Origin of the sequence: Corynebacterium sp. H113 (assembly GCF_037572315.1) — a bacterium.
Classification (GTDB): domain Bacteria; phylum Actinomycetota; class Actinomycetes; order Mycobacteriales; family Mycobacteriaceae; genus Corynebacterium.
In genome coordinates this window covers 25,346-45,570 of the sequence record NZ_JBBHKZ010000005.1, presented here as the reverse complement: position 1 = coordinate 45,570, position 20,225 = coordinate 25,346, and the positions used below count along the sequence as shown (strand labels likewise).

19 protein-coding genes are annotated in these 20,225 nt (G+C 56.5%); 7 read left to right on the top strand and 12 right to left on the bottom strand.

Annotated features, from left to right (window positions below; all coding sequences use genetic code 11):
* Window positions 1–76 precede the first annotated feature (76 nt).
* The 5 genes from WG938_RS10075 to WG938_RS10055 form a co-directional block, all read right to left on the bottom strand.
* Window positions 77–835: a hypothetical protein gene (locus WG938_RS10075; protein ID WP_339980114.1), complete on the bottom strand. Its 759-nt coding sequence runs from the start codon at window positions 833–835 to the stop codon at window positions 77–79.
* Between the two features lie 51 nt (window positions 836–886).
* On the bottom strand, window positions 887–1,972 hold the full coding sequence (rsmH, locus tag WG938_RS10070; RefSeq protein WP_339980112.1) for a 16S rRNA (cytosine(1402)-N(4))-methyltransferase RsmH: 1,086 nt from the start codon (window positions 1,970–1,972) through the stop codon (window positions 887–889).
* A gap of 190 nt (window positions 1,973–2,162) precedes the next feature.
* The gene (mraZ, locus tag WG938_RS10065; protein WP_339980111.1) at window positions 2,163–2,594 is read right to left on the bottom strand and encodes a division/cell wall cluster transcriptional repressor MraZ; all 432 of its coding nucleotides are present in this window, start codon (window positions 2,592–2,594) and stop codon (window positions 2,163–2,165) included.
* A 558-nt stretch (window positions 2,595–3,152) separates the two neighbouring features.
* Complete coding sequence (locus tag WG938_RS10060; protein WP_339980110.1) at window positions 3,153–3,575, bottom strand: DUF3040 domain-containing protein; 423 nt, start codon at window positions 3,573–3,575, stop codon at window positions 3,153–3,155.
* Window positions 3,576–3,728: 153 nt separating this feature from the next.
* Window positions 3,729–4,139 carry an SAV_6107 family HEPN domain-containing protein gene (locus tag WG938_RS10055; protein WP_339980108.1) on the bottom strand — a complete coding sequence of 137 codons (411 nt, stop codon included), beginning with the start codon at window positions 4,137–4,139 and terminating at the stop codon, window positions 3,729–3,731.
* 282 nt (window positions 4,140–4,421) lie between these two features.
* Here WG938_RS10055 and WG938_RS10050 point away from each other — a divergent pair, with 282 nt between their 5' ends.
* Window positions 4,422–5,033 (top strand): GNAT family N-acetyltransferase, encoded by a 612-nt coding sequence (locus tag WG938_RS10050; protein WP_339980106.1) that lies wholly within the window; start codon window positions 4,422–4,424, stop codon window positions 5,031–5,033.
* Between the two features lie 65 nt (window positions 5,034–5,098).
* Complete coding sequence (locus tag WG938_RS10045) at window positions 5,099–5,743, top strand: LppM family (lipo)protein (protein ID WP_339980104.1); 645 nt, start codon at window positions 5,099–5,101, stop codon at window positions 5,741–5,743.
* On the opposite strand, the gene WG938_RS10040 is transcribed toward WG938_RS10045, so the two are convergent.
* Entirely contained in the window at window positions 5,740–6,726 is a 987-nt protein-coding gene (locus tag WG938_RS10040) for a methylenetetrahydrofolate reductase (RefSeq protein ID WP_339980103.1), read from the bottom strand. The genes WG938_RS10045 and WG938_RS10040 overlap by 4 nt on opposite strands.
* Before the next feature lie 154 nt (window positions 6,727–6,880).
* Here WG938_RS10040 and WG938_RS10035 point away from each other — a divergent pair, with 154 nt between their 5' ends.
* The 4 genes from WG938_RS10035 to WG938_RS10020 are packed head-to-tail and all read left to right on the top strand — an operon-like array spanning window position 6,881 to window position 12,206.
* A complete protein-coding gene (locus tag WG938_RS10035; protein WP_339980102.1) occupies window positions 6,881–7,993 on the top strand; it encodes a polyprenyl synthetase family protein in 1,113 nt (370 codons plus the stop codon).
* A gap of 18 nt (window positions 7,994–8,011) precedes the next feature.
* Window positions 8,012–9,700, top strand: coding sequence for a phytoene desaturase family protein (crtI, locus tag WG938_RS10030; protein ID WP_339980100.1), 1,689 nt, complete (start codon window positions 8,012–8,014; stop codon window positions 9,698–9,700).
* The gene (locus WG938_RS10025; protein ID WP_339980099.1) at window positions 9,697–11,205 is read left to right on the top strand and encodes an alpha-(1->6)-mannopyranosyltransferase A; all 1,509 of its coding nucleotides are present in this window, start codon (window positions 9,697–9,699) and stop codon (window positions 11,203–11,205) included. The genes crtI and WG938_RS10025 overlap by 4 nt, the downstream gene beginning before the upstream one ends.
* Window positions 11,202–12,206, top strand: a complete 1,005-nt coding sequence (locus tag WG938_RS10020) for a phytoene/squalene synthase family protein (RefSeq protein ID WP_339980098.1) — start codon at window positions 11,202–11,204, stop codon at window positions 12,204–12,206. The genes WG938_RS10025 and WG938_RS10020 overlap by 4 nt, the downstream gene beginning before the upstream one ends.
* Before the next feature lie 29 nt (window positions 12,207–12,235).
* Here WG938_RS10020 and WG938_RS10015 read toward each other — a convergent pair whose 3' ends face one another.
* On the bottom strand, window positions 12,236–12,601 hold the full coding sequence (locus WG938_RS10015) for an Rv2175c family DNA-binding protein (protein WP_339980097.1): 366 nt from the start codon (window positions 12,599–12,601) through the stop codon (window positions 12,236–12,238).
* A gap of 59 nt (window positions 12,602–12,660) precedes the next feature.
* On the opposite strand from WG938_RS10015, the gene pknB reads away from it, so the two are divergent.
* Complete coding sequence (gene pknB / locus WG938_RS10010; protein ID WP_339980096.1) at window positions 12,661–14,931, top strand: Stk1 family PASTA domain-containing Ser/Thr kinase; 2,271 nt, start codon at window positions 12,661–12,663, stop codon at window positions 14,929–14,931.
* A 134-nt stretch (window positions 14,932–15,065) separates the two neighbouring features.
* Here the strand turns inward: pknB and WG938_RS10005 are convergent, their stop codons facing one another.
* The 5 genes from WG938_RS10005 to WG938_RS09985 all read right to left on the bottom strand — a co-directional run bounded on the left by WG938_RS10005 (window position 15,066) and on the right by WG938_RS09985 (window position 20,211).
* Window positions 15,066–16,454, bottom strand: a complete 1,389-nt coding sequence (locus tag WG938_RS10005; RefSeq protein WP_339980095.1) for a class II 3-deoxy-7-phosphoheptulonate synthase — start codon at window positions 16,452–16,454, stop codon at window positions 15,066–15,068.
* A gap of 150 nt (window positions 16,455–16,604) precedes the next feature.
* Window positions 16,605–17,096 carry a polyadenylate-specific 3'-exoribonuclease AS gene (locus WG938_RS10000; protein WP_339980093.1) on the bottom strand — a complete coding sequence of 164 codons (492 nt, stop codon included), beginning with the start codon at window positions 17,094–17,096 and terminating at the stop codon, window positions 16,605–16,607.
* A 29-nt stretch (window positions 17,097–17,125) separates the two neighbouring features.
* The gene (locus WG938_RS09995) at window positions 17,126–17,890 is read right to left on the bottom strand and encodes a lysophospholipid acyltransferase family protein (RefSeq protein WP_339980091.1); all 765 of its coding nucleotides are present in this window, start codon (window positions 17,888–17,890) and stop codon (window positions 17,126–17,128) included.
* A 73-nt stretch (window positions 17,891–17,963) separates the two neighbouring features.
* On the bottom strand, window positions 17,964–18,971 hold the full coding sequence (locus tag WG938_RS09990; RefSeq protein ID WP_445292919.1) for an ROK family protein: 1,008 nt from the start codon (window positions 18,969–18,971) through the stop codon (window positions 17,964–17,966).
* A 91-nt stretch (window positions 18,972–19,062) separates the two neighbouring features.
* Complete coding sequence (locus tag WG938_RS09985; RefSeq protein ID WP_339980089.1) at window positions 19,063–20,211, bottom strand: glycosyltransferase family 4 protein; 1,149 nt, start codon at window positions 20,209–20,211, stop codon at window positions 19,063–19,065.
* Window positions 20,212–20,225 lie beyond the last annotated feature (14 nt).

The window sequence follows — 20,225 nt, the reverse complement described above, 5'->3', positions numbered from 1 at the left end:
TAAACGACAAGATGACCGACGCGAACGCAATGCGATCAATACGACGGTCACAGAACTGTTGCGCCGGTCAGCTTACCTATGGAGCTGGCGCCGGCAGTGGTGCCTCGCCTGCAGGCGCAGCGTTATCTTCTGCTGGAGCTGGAGCCTGTGCAGGAGCTGGCGCTGGCGCTGGCGCTGGAGTGCGGTAGCCCTGCGGAGCATACGGCGCAGTAGCTGGTAGCTGACCTGCTGGATTTGCTTCCTGAATAGTTGGCGCCTGCATGCCTGGGACGACCTTGGTCTCTGCTGGGTCAGAGGTAGGTGCGTGAGGACGATCGCTGCCACCGTTCAAGTCGATCATCTTCTGGTACTCGCCGGTGCCTGGGCGCACTTCGCGAACGACACCATCCTCGCCCGTAGCCAGAATCGCTGGCTGATCATGGTGAACCATGTCCATTTCACCCGCACGACGAGCAATCTCACCCGTCGACTGCAAGTACGCGACATCGCGCTCGAGAACCTCGACACTGTTCTGCAGGTCGACTTCCCGCTCGCGAGCAGCATTCAGGTCGAGGGACTGCGATGTCGACAAGCCCGACAAAACCATGGCCACGATGATGCCAGCAACAGCAATCAGCACCGCGCCAAGGGCAAAGTTGAACGACGATCGGTCTTTCGTCGTATTCGTGAGACGACGACCTCGAACTGACACCACCTGCTGCGAGCCGAAACGGCCTCGGTAGGTCGAGCGACGTGGGCGGGTACGCTTCGCTGGAATCGAGCTAGGACGAGTTGGGGTTGCGGTCCCGACGGATGAGGTCCGAGCCTTGACATCGTCCAAAACGGTGGCTGCCATGTGTTTTTCTCCCAGAAGATGCAGTGTTGCTGGCGGTGTACTGACTGGCTATTAGTTGTTGGGCAATATTCGTTCGATACAGCGCACTCGCACAGGTGCGGCGCGCGGATTATCTTCGATTTCTTGCTTGGTCGCTTTCTCCGCGCCACGGGTTATCAACTGGAATTTGGCCTCATGTCCGGGTAATTCCATTGGCAACCCTGGCGGAGTCGTGGACTTCACCAATTCAGCGAAATCACGCTTGACCAGCCGATCTTCCAAACTCTGGTAGCTCATGAATACCCCTCGCCCATTGACAGCGAGCAGATCACACACCTGCGGAAGGACATTTTCTAGTGCTTCCAGTTCACGATTGACTTCAATGCGTAGCGCCTGGAACGTACGCTTCGCAGGATGTCCGCCAGTGCGACGAGAAGCAGCAGGGATCGCGTCGTAAAGCAATTCGACCAAACGACCCGATGTACTAAAGGGTTCCTTGTCGCGTTCCCGGAGAATTGCGGACGCGATACGACCTGCGAAACGCTCGTCTCCGTAGATGGACAGGATGCGCGCAAGGTCGCCGTGCGAATACGTATTCACAACGTCTGCTGCCGTAATTCCCTGTGATGCATCCATGCGCATATCCAGTGGAGCGTCGACGCGGTATGCGAAACCACGCTGCACCTGATCGAGCTGCATTGATGACACGCCCAGGTCAAACAAGGCACCGGCGAGACCATTCTGGCGAGCAGCGGCAACAATGCCGTGCGGATCAGCGACATCTTCATCGAAGTCGGCCAACGAGCCATCAACAAGATCTCGCAAACCATCAAAGCGGGTTTGCACGCCAATGAAACGATGCTCGAAAGCTGCCAAGCGTGCACGCGCTGAGGTCAAAGCATTGATGTCACGATCCAGTCCAATTACGAGAGCTTCTGGAAACGTCTGCAAGAAGTACTCGGTATGACCCCCAGCACCCAAGGTGCCATCGACAATCACGGGAGTTCGACCCGCCGCAAGGGCAGCTTCCACTCCCGGAGAGATGAGATCCGTCACGCGCTGCAGCAATACCGGCACGTGTCCGTGCTCACCAGAACGTCGATCACCGTCATTCTGCGCTACATCGGTGTCCTGATTGTTGGTGTGTGCTTGCGACATGAAGAACCCTCCTCCCATTACTCGAGGCGTGCTAGTTGTACGTGACCATCAGCTCGAATGACCCCTGCTAAATGGGGAGGGAATGTTCACAGGGCCCTGCCCGGCCACAACCTGATATCGGGGAAGTACACCAGGGTGCAACCGGACAGAGTCCATGCGGACACTCCCATAGTCGGCGAATCGATGCGACTTAGAGAACGCCGAACAGCGAATCATCTTCGCCGTCGGAGAAATCAGCCTCATGCTCCGCCTGGTAGGCCTCCCAGGACTCTGCGTCCCAGATCTCCAGGAAATCGATAGAACCGATGACAACGCATTCTTTGGTCAGATTCGCGTACTTGCGGTGGTCCGCGTTAAGCGTGATTCGACCCGAACCATCTGGGCGTTGCTCATCCGTACTAGCCGCAAGGTTGCGGATAAACGCACGAGCTCGAGTGTTGGTGCGCGAAGCCTTAGTGGCTCGTTGCGCCAGCTTGACGAACTCATCCTTGGGGTAGACCGCAAGAGAGTGATCCTGCCCCTTGGTAACCATCAACCCGCCCGCCAGTTCGTCGCGAAACTTCGCTGGCAAAGTGAGTCGACCTTTGTCATCAAGCTTTGGGGTGTAGGTGCCGAGGAACATCAGTCAACGGCTCCTTCCCCATTCGATGCCCTTCATCCGTGGCGCTGTAGGCCTCGGACGCTGTCTTTCAGTTATTCAATTCCTGCAATGTTGACCAACCTCTTCAACATCATGCCCCACAATACCCCACTTGTCCCCACTATCAATAGCTAAACGACGAACAAGTCCGAGCGATTCAGCCATTCTTAACAAAAGAAGACACCTAGGGCCACGGCTGACCTGCACAAACTAAAAGCGAGAGCATCAAAGTCAAAGTGGGAGGAATTCCCGCCCCTCGTAAATAACGGCATTTAACTTCACTAGATGGGGTAACCGATGTTGCTAGAGTGACTAAAGTGGCACCAGATACTATGGAATCACCGGTCAACACACTCATTGGTCTGCCAAATCGCGTAAGTGGGGCAAAGTGGGGAGCGATGGTGGGTCGTAGTAGGTGAACCGTGAACCACCCCGCGAGGAAGTGGGTTAACCCACGTCGCAGGCACGAAAAAACCACCCCAGAAAAATCTGGGGTGGTTATGAGATACCTAACTACTGCACGAAGCCGCAGCCACTGACTTACCTACCGTTGAAGCGATCGCGGAAGCGAGATTCCAGATTAGAGGAGTCACCGCGAGCAGCACTGGATCCCCTACCCGATTTCGTTTTGCGCGCGCCACCCAACTTGGCACTGCGAGACACAGAATCAGAGCCCGATTGTCCCATCAGTGCCCAGACACCAGCGCCAAACATGAGCAAAAAGCCCAGAACGGAAATGGAAATCAACCACAGATTGACCATCGCTCCAGCAACACCGCCAATGAGCAGCACCAGCCCAACACCGATCAGAGCAATAACCTGCAGGGAGAATCCGCGAGGGGCCGATGGCGCATCGAAACTCCGCACATGACCAGACATGGTCGACCCAAACTTAGGGTCTTCTGCATACAGCGCTGACTCGATCTCATCGAGCATTCGCTGTTCTTGCTCAGACAGTCCCATGACGCTTCCGCCTCCCGCTATTCAGGTCCGAGTACTAACAATGTAAACGCACCGAACGGCCAAAAAGTTCCCATCGACTGAATTCGCCAAAAAATTGCAGTCGGTCTCAGCTCCAAAGTCTACTCAACACACTCTGACTAGGAAAAAAGACATCTACGCCACCGCTGGCAATACACCCATTTCGTCTTCAATAATTGCCAAGAACTGAGTAGCCTGCGAGTTAATACGCACTACCGTTAACTCATCGGGGTTGAAATTCAGCCCCATCCGAACATCCTCCCGTAGTGGCATAAACTCTTCGAAAACGTCTGCCCATTCTGCGTATTCCGGGGCTACTGCGCGCAGACGCACCCACGCACTACTACTCCCCCGCCGGCGCTTCGCAGGTCGCTGCGCAATTACCGCACCTGCCACACGAAAAGCAGCTTGCATGCTGTATTCCAGCTTCTCGGCCGGCTCAGCATGTCGCGCCTGTGCGAGCAAGGCGTGGGCACGGCGAATAAACATCACCGCTTCCTCACTAACGCCAGTCGGCACTACATACGTTTCATCTTTAAACAGCATCCGAACCAACCTCCTTACTTCCTGCACGAACCTGCGAACACGGACAAAATCAGCAATTCGAGAAACCGCAATCCAAACTTCCCGCTCTGCCTCCGAAAGATATAGGGAAGCTCGGATCGCCACTCCATCCACACCCCAAGTTTAGCTCGTTTGTTCGAATCACTGTCGAAAAGGGCCAGCTTTTCCGATGTGGGCAAGAATCCCACACCTTTTCACCAAGTAAGACACGTTGACCAGCGCGGGGAGGCTACTCTGTACAGCGTGCAATATAGCGTTCTCCCCATGCCAGATTCAGCTTTCCGCCTTCGTCTCCACGAAGCCGTGAGCTTGTACATCTACGCCATGGGATACGACCCCGCCATTACTGATGGGCGGCTACGCGCGTGGGCAAATCACCGTTTAGAGCCGAAATTCACTGCTGTCGCAGCTATTCAGCATCCAGAATCCGTAACTCCCAAAGAAGCGTTGCTCGACACAGATTGCAGTCTTGTCGGTATCGCGTATTGCCATCAAGGGCGCCCTGAACAGTGGTGGCATACCCAGGTTCGCGCTGGCATGGCGGCTCTCCAGTGGCCGCTCGCCGATCGTCGCGCTGTCCTTTCTAATTACACTGAGCTGGCAGAAATCCACGTTCACCCGGACCATCAAGGCGCTGGAATTGGGGAGCAGATGCTTCGCACGCTGTTGGCTGGGCGCACAGAGGACCATGTCTTACTGTCAACACCCGAAGTTGCCCACGAAAACAACCGAGCCTGGAGCTTGTACCGACGCGTCGGATTCACAGATGTTCTCCGCAATTTCGAGTTCGCCGGTGATTCCCGCCCCTTCGCAGTACTCGGCGCAAAGCTTCCACTCGACTCGCCTCCACCAACCTCTTCGAACACGTCCCGCTAGCTCCGACGTGCCCCATGGGCTGCAATTCATCTATGCTTTTCGACGACCCACCCGAAAGGATTTCCATGCACTCTCGTGGACTGCGCGCCCGAAAAGCAGCATTGGCTATCGCTGCCTTTGCGCCTGTCGTAGCACTCTCGGGGTGTTTTCAGTCGGAAGCTGGATTGGTTATCACTGGCGATGACCAAGTAAACGGCGATATTCGTGTTACTCCTGAAGAAGCGTACCGAGCGGACTTTCACAAGTGGCAGGTTCCTGGTGGCATGGAAGATCGCGTAGTTGTCGAAACTACGGACCCTGACACGGGTGCGATGACCATTCAGTTGCGTCAACTGGGCTTCGATGAAGTGCAGGCATTGGTTTCGTCGGCAAGTGACGAAGCGATTGATGTCGAAATTGAGCGCACCACTGCAGGTCAGGTGTCTGTGACGGGGCAAGCTGATCTAGAGAGCGCCCCGACCGCCTATGTGGCGTTGGCGATCACGTTCCCCGAGGCCGTGATCAATTCGAATGGCTCGATTCACAATGACACCGTGCAGTGGGAACTCAAGGGTGGCCAGCAAACCAATTTCTGGGCTTCGGCTCCTGCAGGCGAGACCAACCGCAATCAGCTCCTGATCTGGACTGGGGTGGTGTCTGCCATCGGTATTCTCGCTGCGGTGTTGGTCTTCCTGTGGGCACGTCGCTCGTATGACATGAATGGGCTTTAAAAGCCTCCACGCACCATGCTCTGACCCCCACCCCACGCCGGCGCCATGCCAAGGTTGTGCAGAACTTCCTGGGTAGCTCGAGCAAAATTGAGAGTCATGAAATGAAGGCCCGGCGCGCCTTCAGCAATCAGTCGGTCGGCCATCTGTGTCGAGACTTCGATACCAACTTTCCGAATCTCACCTCGATTAGCCACTTCGTCACCATTCGCTGCCGCAATCAACCGCTCCTCAAGCGCTGACGGAAGTGCTGCGCCCGACAGTTCTACCTGTCGACGAACCGATCGCAGCGACGTAATGGGCATAAGTCCCGGGATAATAGGCTTCGCACCATGGACGGGATCAGCGGCAACTAGTCGATCTCGCAAGCGCAGGTAGTGCTCAACGTCGAAGAACATTTGGGTGATCGAATACTCTGCCCCTGCTCGCAACTTCGCGATGGTGTACTTCGTATCCTCCTCAAGATCGGCCGCTCGATAGTGGCCTTCTGGGAAGGACGCGATGCCAATTTCCACATCATCGAATTCAGGTTCGTTGCGAATCAGTTCGATGAGGTCACTGGCGTAGTGCAGGCCGCCTTCAGTGGGAATCCAGTCACCCAATGGGTCTCCCGGTGGGTCACCTCGGAGTACCAGAAGATTGGTTAAACCGCGTTCCTTGTACGAGCGCATGATTTCCATCAGTTCGCTGACTGTGTGCTCGACCAGGGTCAGATGAACAAGCGTGGTGAGTGGCTGCTTAGATACCCGGTCGGCAATACGCAGCGTGCGCTGCCTACTCGAACCGCCAGCGCCGTATGTCACGGACGCGAATGTCGCGCCTAGATCATGGAAAGCCTCGGCTGCGCGGAGGAGTCGCGTTTCGGCGTCGTCGTCACGCGGAGGCATGAACTCAACGCTGAATGGAATGCGACCTGGGCCGGGCATCTGTAGTGCCTGTCGAATGGGGACTTGGAGACCGGCAGGTGGCAGCGGAGTTGAGGACATGAACAAGTATTCTAAGGGGTGCCATATTGTGGAGATGTAAAACACGTGCGTTCTTCGGCAAAAGCCTCAGGATTGGGCCAGGTGTTTTCAGTTGTTTCTCTGCATTTCTATTTCAAATCTTGGTTGACAACACCATGGAAAGGTCTGCCCCATCATGGTTGCCCTCCACATCCACCCGGACATGGCGCTCAAGGACATTCCCGCTACGGTGACATCCGTGCTTGCTTCGTTTTTCGAGGAGCGGTCGGCAAGTGTCGCAGCCATTGATCCGGCGTTTACGATGGTGGTTGATTCGCTCAAGGACTTCACTCTGAATGGTGGCAAGCGCGTCCGTCCGTCATTTGCGTGGGCGGGCTGGCTCGGTGCTGGTGGGAATATGGGCACTTTTGCGGATGCAGAGGATCCGGAGGCTGTTTTCCGAGCAGTTTGTGCATTGGAATTCATTCAAGCCTGTGCTCTGGTTCACGATGACATTATCGACGACTCCGATACTCGCCGTGGTGCCCCAACGATTCACCGCATTTATGAAGACAAGCACGCGGAAAACTCGTGGCGTGGCAGCTCTGCTCATTACGGTCGCAGCGTCGCGATTCTCGCCGGAGATGTTGCACTGGCGTGGGCAGATGACATGATGCACTCTGCTGGCTTGACTCATGCAGCTATCGACCGCGTGTGGGAACCGTGGTGGAGGATGCGCACCGAGGTGCTTGGTGGGCAGCTGTTGGATATCACTGCGGAAGCGTCCGGCGATTCACGCATCGAGGTTGCCGAGAAGGTCAACCTGTACAAGACCGCCGCGTACACCATCGCTCGTCCACTGCATATCGGTGGCGCGATTGCGGGCGCGACCACCGAAATCCTCGATGCGTACCGAACGTTCGGACAAGACATCGGCATCGCGTTCCAACTTCGCGACGACCAGTTGGGAGTCTTCGGCGATCCGAAAGTAACGGGTAAGCCAGCGGGTGACGATCTCCGTGAAGGAAAGCGAACAGTACTGGTCAGCACCGCGATCACACGTTTGCAGGAATCGGATCCTGCGGGGGCACAACGACTCGATGATGCATTGGGCAATGTCCGCACCCCAGCGGAGATTTCCGAGCTCACTGAACTTATTCGTGCGTCGGGAGCTGATGAGCTCGTCGAAAAGGAGATTGAACGGCTAACCAATCAAGGTCTCGCGGCAATTGATGTTGCCCCGATCGTAGACACGCACAAGCAACGCCTCATTGAAATGGGCAAGCGTGCAACTGCACGTGCCAAGTAACGCAGGAGATGACTTTCGGTGGGTTTTCTAGGTTGGGATAAGCGTCGTACGGTGAAGGACTCCGCGCCGGGTGATCACATCGTCATCGTTGGCGCTGGCTTGTCGGGGCTGACCTCAGCGTTGTACCTGCTCGGCTCCGGATATGCCGTCACTGTTGTCGAGGCTAGTGATCATGTCGGCGGCAGGTGTGCCACGGAAGATGTGGAGTGCACGACCCCGGCTGGTTCTGTAACCGCTCGTTTCGACACTGGTGCGACGGTATGGACGATGCCGGAACTCGTCGACAATGCCTTGGCTGCGGTCGGCACGTCGATGGCGGAGGTGGACCCTTCGCTCGTCGTGAAGAAGATGTCGCCTGCTTACAATGCCATGTTTACGGATGGTCGACGTCTGCAAGTTTTCGGTGAACCAGCGTTGATGGAAAACCAATTGCGCGACTTTGACCCCGCTGCAGCTGACACCAATATTGCAGGGTATCGCCGACTTCGTAGCTGGTTCGAGGGCGTTTTCGAATCGTCCTTTGCCAACTTCATGTCTCGCAGTTTTGACTCACCACTGAATATGGTCGGCGACGGCACAAGCATTCGTGACTTGACCTGGCTGGCGCGCAACGGTGCTTTTGGTGGTCTGGAATCGAAGATTCGCAGCTTCCTGCCAGACGAACTGCTGTCGCGGGTATTCAGCTTTCAAGCACTATACGCAGGCGTAACGCCACGGCGTGCTCGCGCAGTCTATGGATGCATTTCCCACATGGACACGTCCATGGGTGTCTACTACCCGCTCTCTCAGCGTTGGGGTTCCGGACTAGGTGTTGTACCTGAACTCCTCGCGGCTGCTGTTCGCGACGCAGGTGGCACCATCCTCACCGGGACCAAAGTGTTGGGCCTCGACATCGACAACGACACGTGGCAGGTCAATGAAGTTGTCGTGTCTAGCTCGCCAACGCCAGTCCCCACGGCTCTGTCTTGTGATGGTGTGATCGCAACGACGGATCTACCCGTCGTCGAAGAATGGCTGGAGGATGCTGGCTGGGATGTTCCGTTCCGGCCAGTCCCCCTTCGCTTCTCTCCTTCTGCAGTCGTTGCTCATGGTGTTGTACCTGTCGACGTCGCAAAGAAGTGGCCACAGTCGCACCACAACATTTCTTTCGGTGAGCACTGGAATCAAACGTTCGAGGAGATTTCCTCACCTACGCGAGGTCGAGTTATGTCGGATCCGTCGCTGCTCATTACGAGGCCAGCGCATACCGATCCGACGAGGATTGTGACCGATAGCAACGGCACCCAGTGGGAACCCGTCAGTGTGCTGGCTCCATGCCCAAATTTGAAGTCGGCGGAAATCGATTGGGCATCGGTTACCGACGCCTACATCGCAGAAGTCACAACGGAGCTGGAAGAACGGGGGTTCGCGGGTATTTCCACGCAATGGATCGCCGGCAAAATCGATACTCCTGCAACCTGGGCAGAACAGGGCATGGGCGACGGTTCACCGTTCGGGTTGGCGCATCTGTTCCGGCAAACCGGCCCATTCCGTCCCCGCAATTTCTCTGACCGGATGCCAGGCAATATCGTATTGGCTGGATCAACCACCGTTCCAGGTGTTGGTGTTCCCACTGTCATGGTGTCAGGGCGCCTCGCGGCAGAACGATTTGGCACCGCTTCTGTGCCTAGTGTGATGCCATCAACAGCGAAAGAAGATGAAGGATGAGCCGTTTATCCAGCGCCCACCTTGGCGCGATCGGTGCGATTCTCATCGCAATCGGCTCATTCGGCGCCGGAGCCACGCGGTATCGCGGTGGTATCGTTGATGCGCTCGGTATGGGTTGGATTACGTACGGACATGGCTTTGCGCTGTTTGAGGCAATGATCTGGATCGGCATCGTCGGTGTGCTGGGGGCCTGGCTGCTGCTTGGTCGCAATGTCTTGTGGGGTCGTACTGGCGATGCTATCGATTCACCTCGCGAGGCTCGATTGGCGACCATCAACCGGAATTTGCTGTGGTGGATCATCCCTCTGTCTTTGTCCGCGCCGACATTCTCGCGCGACGTGTACTCGTACTTGATGCAGGGTGCGATGATGCGTGACGGGTTCGACCCCTACACCGAAGGCGCTGCAGTCAATCCTGGTCCGATGCTGCTCGAAGTCTCGGGAGACTGGCGCAACACCACCACCCCGTATGGCCCGCTGCATCTCGGTATCGGCGAAGCGGTGACGCGCATCGTTGGTGACAACATCACTGTTGGTGTCATTCTTTTCCGGATCCTGTGTCTTGCCGGTTTCTACGCAATCATCTGGTCAGTGCCACGCCTTGCGACGAAGCTTGGTGGCGACCCCGTCCTTGCCCAATGGCTTGGAGTCTTGAATCCCCTCGTGCTGTTGCATCTAGTCGTTGGATTACACAACGAAGCATTGATGGTCGGGCTGGTTTCCTTAGCGTTAGTTGCTGCTCTGGAGTCACGCCCAGTACGTGGTGCCATTGTGTCGGCTGTACTCATCGGCATCGCTGTGTCGTTGAAAGCAACCGCAGTGATTGCGCTGCCTTTTATTGTGTGGATGGTCATTACTCGCCAGAAGCCTATGGAACATTGGACGGATATGTTTAAGCGCCTCCATCACATCCTTGGTGTGGGCATCGGGTTGGCGGCCATCATGGTTGCGACGCTGGCGCTGGTAACGAAACTGTCCGGCTCGACGTGGGGCTGGGTCACGGAAATTAGTGGCAACACAAAGGTGATTAATCCGCTGGCAGCACCGTCTGCAGTGGCGAACGTTATTGCGAAGATCATGGCGTTTATCAACGATGATGTCACGTTTAACATCATCGTGACGTACACCCGCATCGCGTCGTCCATCATTATGTTGGCCGGACTCGTCGTGTGCTGGTTCCTGTTCTTCCAGAACCCGCGTCGCAATGTGCTGGGTATGGTCGCGGCCTACGGCGTTGCTTGTGTATTCAATGCCGTTGCCCTGCCGTGGTACTACGCGAGCTTGCTTACTCCCATGGGTGCGGTGAAGCCTCGCCGCTGGCTCATCCAAGGCACTGTGATTGCGACGCTGATTCTTAGCTTGTCGTTTTCCGGTGGTGGCAATAACCGCTTCTACGACCCAACGTGGATGGCTGTTGTCACTATTGCGGCATGGTTTGCCACCGCGTGGCTCTTCACCGGCAAGGTGAACGGCTCACTGAAGTGGCGAGAGGACGCTGCCAAGTGAACGATCTGATGAAGGCATACGAGCTGTGCCGCGATGTCACCGAAGAAAACGGCAAGACGTATGCTCTTGCGACTCGGTTGCTTCCGTGGCGTCGTCGTCTAGCAATTTGGGCGTTGTATGCCTGGGCGCGATGCATCGACGATTACGTGGACTTGGACGATGGCTCAGTGTCCCCTGTGAGAGACGCTGAGGCTGTCGAGCAACGAGTGCAGGCGCTCAATGAGGCTCTGCACCAAACGCTTCACGACGGCTCCGTCCCAGAGTCAGTCCTCACAGAGTTCGGCGAGAAAGAGCATCATATCCTCGCTGCCACAGCGCACACGCTGCGCGAGTGGAGTATTTCGACGGAACTCACCGATGCTTTCCTCGAGTCGATGCTCATGGATATCCCCGGTACCGGCGGTCATGTTTCACACTTTCGCACGTGGGAGCAACTCGATTCGTACATGTGGGGATCCGCCGCTGTCATTGGGCTGGAAGTGCTGCCGATTCTGGGCACCCGAGCGTCGGTATCACGTGACGACGCCGCCCCTTACGCAGCTGAGTTAGGACGAGCCTTCCAAGTCACGAATTTCCTGCGTGATGTATCGGAAGATTTGCAACGCGATCGTGTGTATCTCCCCCTCGATGAGTGGGAGGCATTCGGTGTCGATGAGGATCGGCTGCGGTACTGCCATGTTCACGGATGTGCAGATGCACGAGTTCGATCCGCGATTGCTCACTTCATTGCTGTAAACCAGTCGATGTATCGCACTGCCGAGAAAGGCATCGATATGTTGGCGGTGCCAAGTAGACAGGCCATTCGAACGGCGCGTGTCCTGTATTCGGATATTCTCGACGAAATTGTCAAAGCGAACTATGACGTTTTCGCTGGTCGCGCAGTTGTTCCGCAGCTTCGAAAAATGGAAGTAGCCGTTCCTAATGGAGCTGCTGGCATGTTGCTGTGGATCGCCGGCAGACCACAAAAACGGCTACGTGCGCTAACAGCGCAAACTAAATAAACCAGGCTGTTAGTTACAGCGACAGAGTTTTACAGCGCCATTGCCTGCGCACGACGCATGACCTCACGTGCAAGGTGCCCGTGCAGCGCGTCAACTGGGCGTCCTGGCAACGACTCATCGTCGGCGAACAGCCATTCCAGTGATTCTTCCTTTGAGAACCCGCCATCGGACAGCACTGCTAAAACTCCGGGGACAAAGCGATTCACCGAATCGTCGTCGAGAAAGCGCTCAGGGATTCGCGGAACTCCGTCACGCATAACAGCAACGAGCTTGCCCTCCTGCAGCAGCGAGTGGACACGAGTGACAACGACGCCAATACGATCCGCGACATCTGGCAGGGTTAGGGTGGATTCTTCAGGATTTAGAATGTCCGTACAGGTAGGGATTTTTCTCACACAGGTAACCTTACCGCTGTAGTACAAAAACTTGTTTTTCCGGAAAGGGGCGGACTCGGATGGCCGAACTGCGTGAAGGCGACATTCTTGATGGTCGCTATCGCATCGGCGCCACCATTGCGCGTGGTGGCATGAGTACGGTGCATCGTGCCACGGATCTTCGCCTCGGTCGCCATGTTGCTGCAAAGGTCATGGATCCCCGGTTCGTTGACGATGCATCGTTCCGCGCCCGCTTTGAACGCGAAGCTCGTGCGGTCGCGCGCATGACGGATCCAACCCTGGTCAATGTGTATGACCAGGGAGTCGACTCAGCTGGACACGTCTTTCTCATCATGGAACTTGTCGACGGCGGCACGCTGCGCGAGCTACTGCGCGAACGTGGCCCCATGCCTCCGCATGCGGTTGCAGCGGTGATGAAGCCGGTTCTGGAAGCTCTATCACTGGCGCATGAACGTGGCATGGTGCACCGCGATATCAAACCGGAAAACGTCCTGATCTCCGACAACGGCCGAGTAAAGCTCGCCGATTTTGGGCTCGTGCGGGCTGTGGCCGATGCCAAGATCACGTCTACGTCCGTCATCGTCGGCACTGTTGCCTACCTCTCCCCTGAGCAAGTCACCGGAACTGACATCACCCCCGCATCCGATGTGTATTCGGCGGGGGTCCTCATGTTCGAGCTGCTCACTGGTGAGACACCGTTTACTGGTGATGGTTCACTCGGCATCGCTCTCAAGCGTCTCAAAGAAGATGTGCCTCCTCCGTCCGAGCTCATCGATGGAGTTCCCCCGGAGTTCGATGATCTCGTCCTCCGCGCCTGTGCCCGCGATCCGCACGAACGATTCGCTACTGCTGTGGAGTTTGGAGAAGCGCTTGACGACGTCGTCGTAAAGCTCGGTCTGCCACGGTTCCGTGTTCCAGCGCCGGTTGACTCCGCTTCGCATCGTGCGTTGGAGGCAGCAGCAACACAGATGAATACCCGTCCGGAAGCCCGGCCTGCCGAGGCAGCCGGTTCACAACTGAACTTCACCAAGGTTGCACGGGAAGACTGGGCTGTCGATGACGGCGGTAATGAAACGGGCGTGCTGTTCCCAGCACCACCTGGCCCGGCGGTTCCCATTGGACCGGCCATTGCGCCATCCGTTGATTCGCAGACAACTCAGTACCAGGCAGAAGCTCCAGTTCCGGAACGGTTCCCACCACGGGAAGTCGACACCGACGAGGTTGAGAATGGTGGCTCCCACCAGCGTGCTGGTCGTCAGCGTACGCGCACCGGATGCGCGATCTGGCTCATCATTGCGCTGGTTGCCACCTTTGGCATGGGTCTTGGTGCATGGTGGCTTGGTTCGGGGCGTTATGGCGAAGTGCCATCTATCTCGGGAATGACGCAGAGCCAAGCGATAACGACTTTGACGGATGCTGGCTTTACGCCGGTGACCAAGGACGAGTACCACAACAGTGTCCCCAAGACGCACATCATCGGGACCGACCCCAGCGTCGGCAGTGAGGTTGTCAAAGGCGAAGACGTTGCAGTGGTGATCAGCCTGGGAAAACCGGTAGTGCCGAGCTACCCTTCGGATAGTTCGGCAGTTGACTACTCTGCTGCCCTTACCGAAAGAACACTGAAGGAAAAGACCGGCAACCCAGTCTTTTCAGATGACGTTCCTGTCGGAGGAGTGGTGTTTACACAACCGTCGCCAGGTGAAGCTGTACTCGTTGGCTCCACTGTGACTGTGTACCACTCAAAGGGCGCCGCTCCTGTGAAGGTCCCCGACGTTATCGGTGACTCCGAAGACGTTGCTCGTTCCCGGTTGACAGAAGCAGGGCTTAAAGTTGCGCGCGTTGACACGGAATTTGAGGCAGGAGCGGACATGAACGAAGTCCTCGATGTCTCACCTGAACCGGGAGTTGGTCTGGAACGCGACTCTGAGGTCACGCTTGTTGTTAATAATGCCATCGAAGTGCCCGATGTCCGGGGCATGTCCGCTGAGGAAGCCACCACCGCTCTGCACGCTGCGGGGTTGACTGTGACGGAGACAAAGGAAACCTCGTCGTCTTCGCTGCCAGCCGGTCAGGTCGAGTCGACCTCGCCCGCTGCCGGAAAACTAGTTGACCCGGCGGAGCCAAATATTGACATCGTTGTCTCAAACCGCGTCAGTGTGCCCATGGTGATTGGGATGACCGTTGCCGAAGCGCGTACTGCGGTCAGCGAGGCGGGACTTGAACTCGATTTGAAGAATGATGGTGGCGAAAACGCACTGGTCATTACTCAAACTCCACGCGCAGGGAAATCCGCGAAGTCTGGCGATAAGGTGACGGTTCGAACTCTGTAGCAGCACAAACGAAAAGCATTCGTTTCGTGGCACTTTTCTCTGATCGCTGCTGATTTTCACCATTGAACAACTATGGGGTCGACCTGAAAATAGGTCGACCCCACTGTGTGCAATGTTTTAACCAGTTGCGCTGACTAGTTACGAAGCATCTCCGCAACAAGGAACGCGAGTTCCAGCGACTGCTGGGTGTTCAATCGCGGATCACACGCTGATGCGTAGCGACCTGGCAAATCAACATCAAGAATGTCCTGCGCACCACCGAGGCACTCCGTTACGTCTTCACCGGTCAACTCGATGTGCAAACCGCCCGGGTGGCTGCCGATCTGGCGGTGAACTTCGAAGAAGCCCTGCACCTCGTCAACAATACGGTCGAAATGACGGGTCTTGTAACCGTTGGATGCACTGTACGTGTTTCCGTGCATAGGGTCGCACTGCCAGATCACCTTGTGGCCAGTAGCTTCCACAGCTTCGACGATTGCTGGCAATGTCGAGCGAACCTTGTCATTGCCCATGCGCGAGGTCAGAGTCAATCGACCTGGCTGGTTCAATGGATCTAGCTTCTCGACGTACGCAACAGCCTCTTCCGGCGTCGTCGTCGGGCCGATCTTCACACCCACTGGGTTGCCGATCAGCGCAGCCAGCGCAATATGGAAATCGTCAAGACCGCGGGTACGCTCGCCGATCCACAACTGGTGGGCAGACAGGCTGTACAGCTTCTCGCTGCCGTCCTCGTCTTCGGCCAGGCGAAGCAGCGCGCGTTCGTAGTCCACGACCAATGCTTCATGCGATGAGTAGATCTGCGCGGTTTGCAAATTGGTATCCGACACACCACAGGCTGCCATGAAGGACAGCGCATGGTCGATCTCGCGCGCCAAATCTTCGTAGCGCGCACCTGCTGGCGAGTTGGTGACGAACTCACGGTTCCACTCGTGCAAACGATGCAAGTCAGCGGTACCGGAGTTAGTGAGGGCACGAACCAAGTTCATGGCGGCAGATGCGTTAGCATAGGCGCGAACCATTCGAGCTGGGTCGTGGACGCGAGCCTCCTCTGTTGGCTCGACACCATTAACCATGTCACCTCGGTAGCTCAACAGACCATCGCCATCGATGTCCTTTGAGCGTGGCTTCGCATACTGACCTGCAATACGAGCCATTTTCACCACTGGGGTCGATGCACCGTACGTAAGAACTACGGCCATCTGCAGCAGGGTCTTCACATTCGCGCGAATATGCGGTTCAGTGTTGGACTCGAACGTCTCAGCGCAGTCGCCACCCTGCAAAAGGAATGCGCGACCGTTAGCCACGTCGGCCATTTCCTGTTGGAGCTTACGAATCTCCGGCGCGACCACAATAGGTGGCACAGATTCAAGGATGCGGCGCACGCGATGCGCGTGATCCTTATCCCAGCTCGGCTGCTGCAATGCCGGCTTGGTCAGTGCCTCATCCAAACGGGCACGTAGGTCCGCTGGCAATGGTGGCAGATCAGGCAATTCGTCTACGGGTAGGTCAATGCTCCAACTCACAATGGAACATTCTAGCCACTAACTACATTGCTGGACCTAACTAGCCATGTTCTAGTGATAACCGGGGGCACTGTGCCGATCACCGAAACTGGCACCGGCACAGCAATTCGTCGAGAACTGACATGACACACAATGTCGTGTTCGGTCGCATCAGCGGAGAGGCAACGCCTTCGCGATCTCGTTAAAACGAACCAAGTTATGCCGGGCATCTGCCAAAGCATCGTGCTTTCCGTCAGCCTGCTTCGAAAGTCGTGGCTTACCAGCCATTTCCCAGTACTGACGTAGTTCACGGGTGAAACGTGGCATCTGTCGTGGGAGCTTCGTCATATCTCCCCACAGCTGAGCAAATGCGACATGGTCATAAGCGCCGATCCACGCCCACAGCTCCGGGCGATCATCGCCGCGAGGACAAAGAAACTCGGTGAGTTCCTCTCGAATGGTTGCGCGGGACTTCCATAGTGGGGACGACGGGCTTGGCAACTGGTTCAGCACATTCTGTCGAACCCACTGCCCTGCCTTGCGTTCATCAAATTCGGTCGATACTGCGTAGTACTCTCGACCGTCCTCACAGACGACACCGATAGATACTAGGTCAATGGTGTGACCGTCTTCGATGAACTCGGTGTCATAAAAATAGCGCACGCTCTTACTTTACGTTAGCCACCATCGTGTTATCCGCGTGGTACTGGATTCGTTGCTGGTGTAGTCAGTGCGCCACCTGGTTCCGTGCCCTCTGGGTAGCCCTTGCCTGCGTTCAGCGACTCTTTCACGACCGACGCATACTCATGAACGTATTCCTGGCCGGAGAGTTCCTGTAGAGCCTTCATGATGTCGTCCGTCAGCGCACGAGCAGCCTGGTACTCATCGGTGATGTCTGCGTAATCAGCTGGGTCAATCGGGTCGCCGACGACGACGCCAACGCGGTATGGGCGTGGAATCCAGGTACCAATTGGATTCGCCTTTTCGGTATTGATCAAAGCGACGGGAACTACCGGCGCACCGCTCTTGAGAGCCATACGTGCAGCACCAGTCTTGCCTTTGTACAGTCGCCCATCTGGGCTACGTGTACCTTCGGCGGACAGGCCGATCAGATCACCGCGTTCAAGCACTTTCAGTCCAGCCTGCAGGGCATCACGAGCCGCATCGCCAGACTCGCGGTTAATGGGAACCTGACCTGCCGAAGTGAAGAAGAACTTCTGGATCCGGCCAACCAAACCAGGGTTAGTGAAATACTCCTGCTTTGCTAGGAACGTGAGCTGACGATCACACACCAGCGGGAAGAAGAAGTGATCCATCACCGCGAGGTGATTATTCACCATCAGAGCTCCACCGGTTTCGGGGATCTTCTCGCCACCCTTGTAAAACGGACGGTTCCATACCCGAAGGAATGGGCCGATAAGAATGTTCTTAAAAAACCAATACCACCGATTGTTCACGGGTCGAATCTTACCGCTTGCTGTGACATTCGCTGGCCTTCGCAAGGGCGTGGCTTAAATTTCTCCGTGAAAACTACGTACGGGAATTCTTGACGACGCTCGTCGCTGCAATGTTCGCAGCCCCAATCAAGCCAGCATCCACTCCGAGCGAGGCCACATCAACACGTGGAAGCGGACGATAACCAGCTCCAGTGGTGTAACGCCCCAGCAATGCTGTGGCAGTGTCCAGATACTGGTCTGCTGCCTGGGCCACGCCACCTCCGATCACAATGAGCTCAGGATCGAAGATGTCCGCTACCAGCGCCAACCCCTGCCCCAACCAATGAGCAAATTCCTGGACTGCGGCGACAGCAAGTCGATCGTCATTTCGTGCTGCCACCATCACGTCAGTGCCTGTGACTTCTCCACGGAGGCATGATTCGACGAGTGGCGTCGCAAAGCGTCGGGTCGAGGCAAGCTCACAAGCAGTGGCTGCAAGTGCTGTGCCAGAACAGTAGCGTTCGAGACAGCCACGCTTGCCACACGAGCATGGGCGGCCATTGGGCACAACTGTGAGATGACCGAATTCTGGTGCAGTGCCGTATGCACCACGGAAGATCTCGCCGTTGTGCATCATGGCGCCGCCAATACCGGTGCCGACAGCGAAAAGAACCCAATTATCAACGTTCTGTGCGACACCGAATTTGTATTCACCCCACGCGGCCGAGTTGGCATCGTGCTCGAGTTCGAGAGGTACTGGAAGCCGAGGGCTCAGTCGGGCAACTACATCTGCGTCACGCCACGGCAAGTGCGGCGCAAAGCGCACTCGTTGCCGATCCTTATCCAAGAACCCAGCGACCGCCAACCCCACCGCCTGAGCTTCAGGATGCATGGCATACAAACGTTCTGTCACTCGAACGATGCCGTCTTCCACAGCCTTCACCGAACCGTCGGAAGATGTCTGCATTCTTTCGACAATCGTTCCGTCTCCGCGCACCACTGCTGCACGCAGATTGGTGCCGCCGATGTCGAAGCCGATCGTTGTCGGCATTACATCTTGCATCTGCTGCGGAGAGGCTTCCAAAGGCACTGCAAACTCCATTGTTTTTAAGGTGCGCTACCCAAAGTGCACATCTGAATGCATTTAGATACGAACGAACTCGCTCATTCTACCTAGGAATGCAGCGAGAAGGTTATTCAGTATCAACAGCCAAGATTCGACGAAGCTGCGCGCCCATCACATCCCACGTCCAATGCTCTGCGACATGCGCACGACCAGCAGCACCCATCTCCGCAGCGCGCACTGGGTCCGCCAAGACTTTGACCAACGCGCTACCTAATCCAGCTACATCTCGACCACCGACAACGAAACCAGTTTCGCCATCAATAACCGTCTCCGGCGCGCCACCAGAATCGCCCGCGATAACTGGCACACCGCACGCTTGCGCCTCGAGATACACGATGCCCAGACCTTCCACGTCCAACCCTGCCCCTCGGGTTCGTGCTGGCATCGCGAAGACAGACGCAGCGTTGTAATGCGCCGGCAATTCCTCATACGGGACAGCTCCCGTAAAAATGACGCGGTCCGCTACCCCTTTTCGCTCCGCCAGTTTCTCTAGAGCTTCGCGACGCCCACCTGCACCCACAATCATCAACCTGGCATTGGGAACGTCGGCAAGCACCGCAGGCAGTGCTCGAATCAACATATCCTGCCCTTTACGACGGACGAGCCGAGAAATGCACACGATCAGCGGAGTGGATTCATCAAGTCCATGGCGTTGACGAATAGCAAGACCAGCCTCAGCGTTAGGCGCGAAACGATCAATGTCGACGCCAGAAGGCAATCGTTCAAACGCAGTACCAGCGCCAAACGCCGCTGCAAAACGATTGCGCGTGTATTGCGAAATGTATGTCACTACATCCGCGGAACGGCCTATTGTCCGTAGTGATTGCCTCCCGCCAGGAACCATGGACCAACCCACTTCATGGCCGTGAGTAGTGGCAACGACGCGGTCGGCACCGGCTCGTCGTAAAGCAGCGCCCAGCAAACCCATTGGTGCCGCAGCTCCGAACCATACGGTATGGATGTATTCGTCAGCGATGATCTTCGCAGCTGCACGGGCTACGTGCGGAAGTGGCAGCAAGACCCGATCCCGCAGACGGTGCACTCGATATGGCAACGCTGAGTCGTGCTCGACCGTCTCCGCGCCCGGAGCTCGAGTCGATGCGAGAACAGTGATGTCTTCAGGGTTCAAGCAGTCGCAGAAATCACGAAGGTACGACTCGATACCACCCTGGCGGGGTGGGAAATCATTAGTAATCAGCAAAACACGTCCGGGCACACCCGCAACAGTAG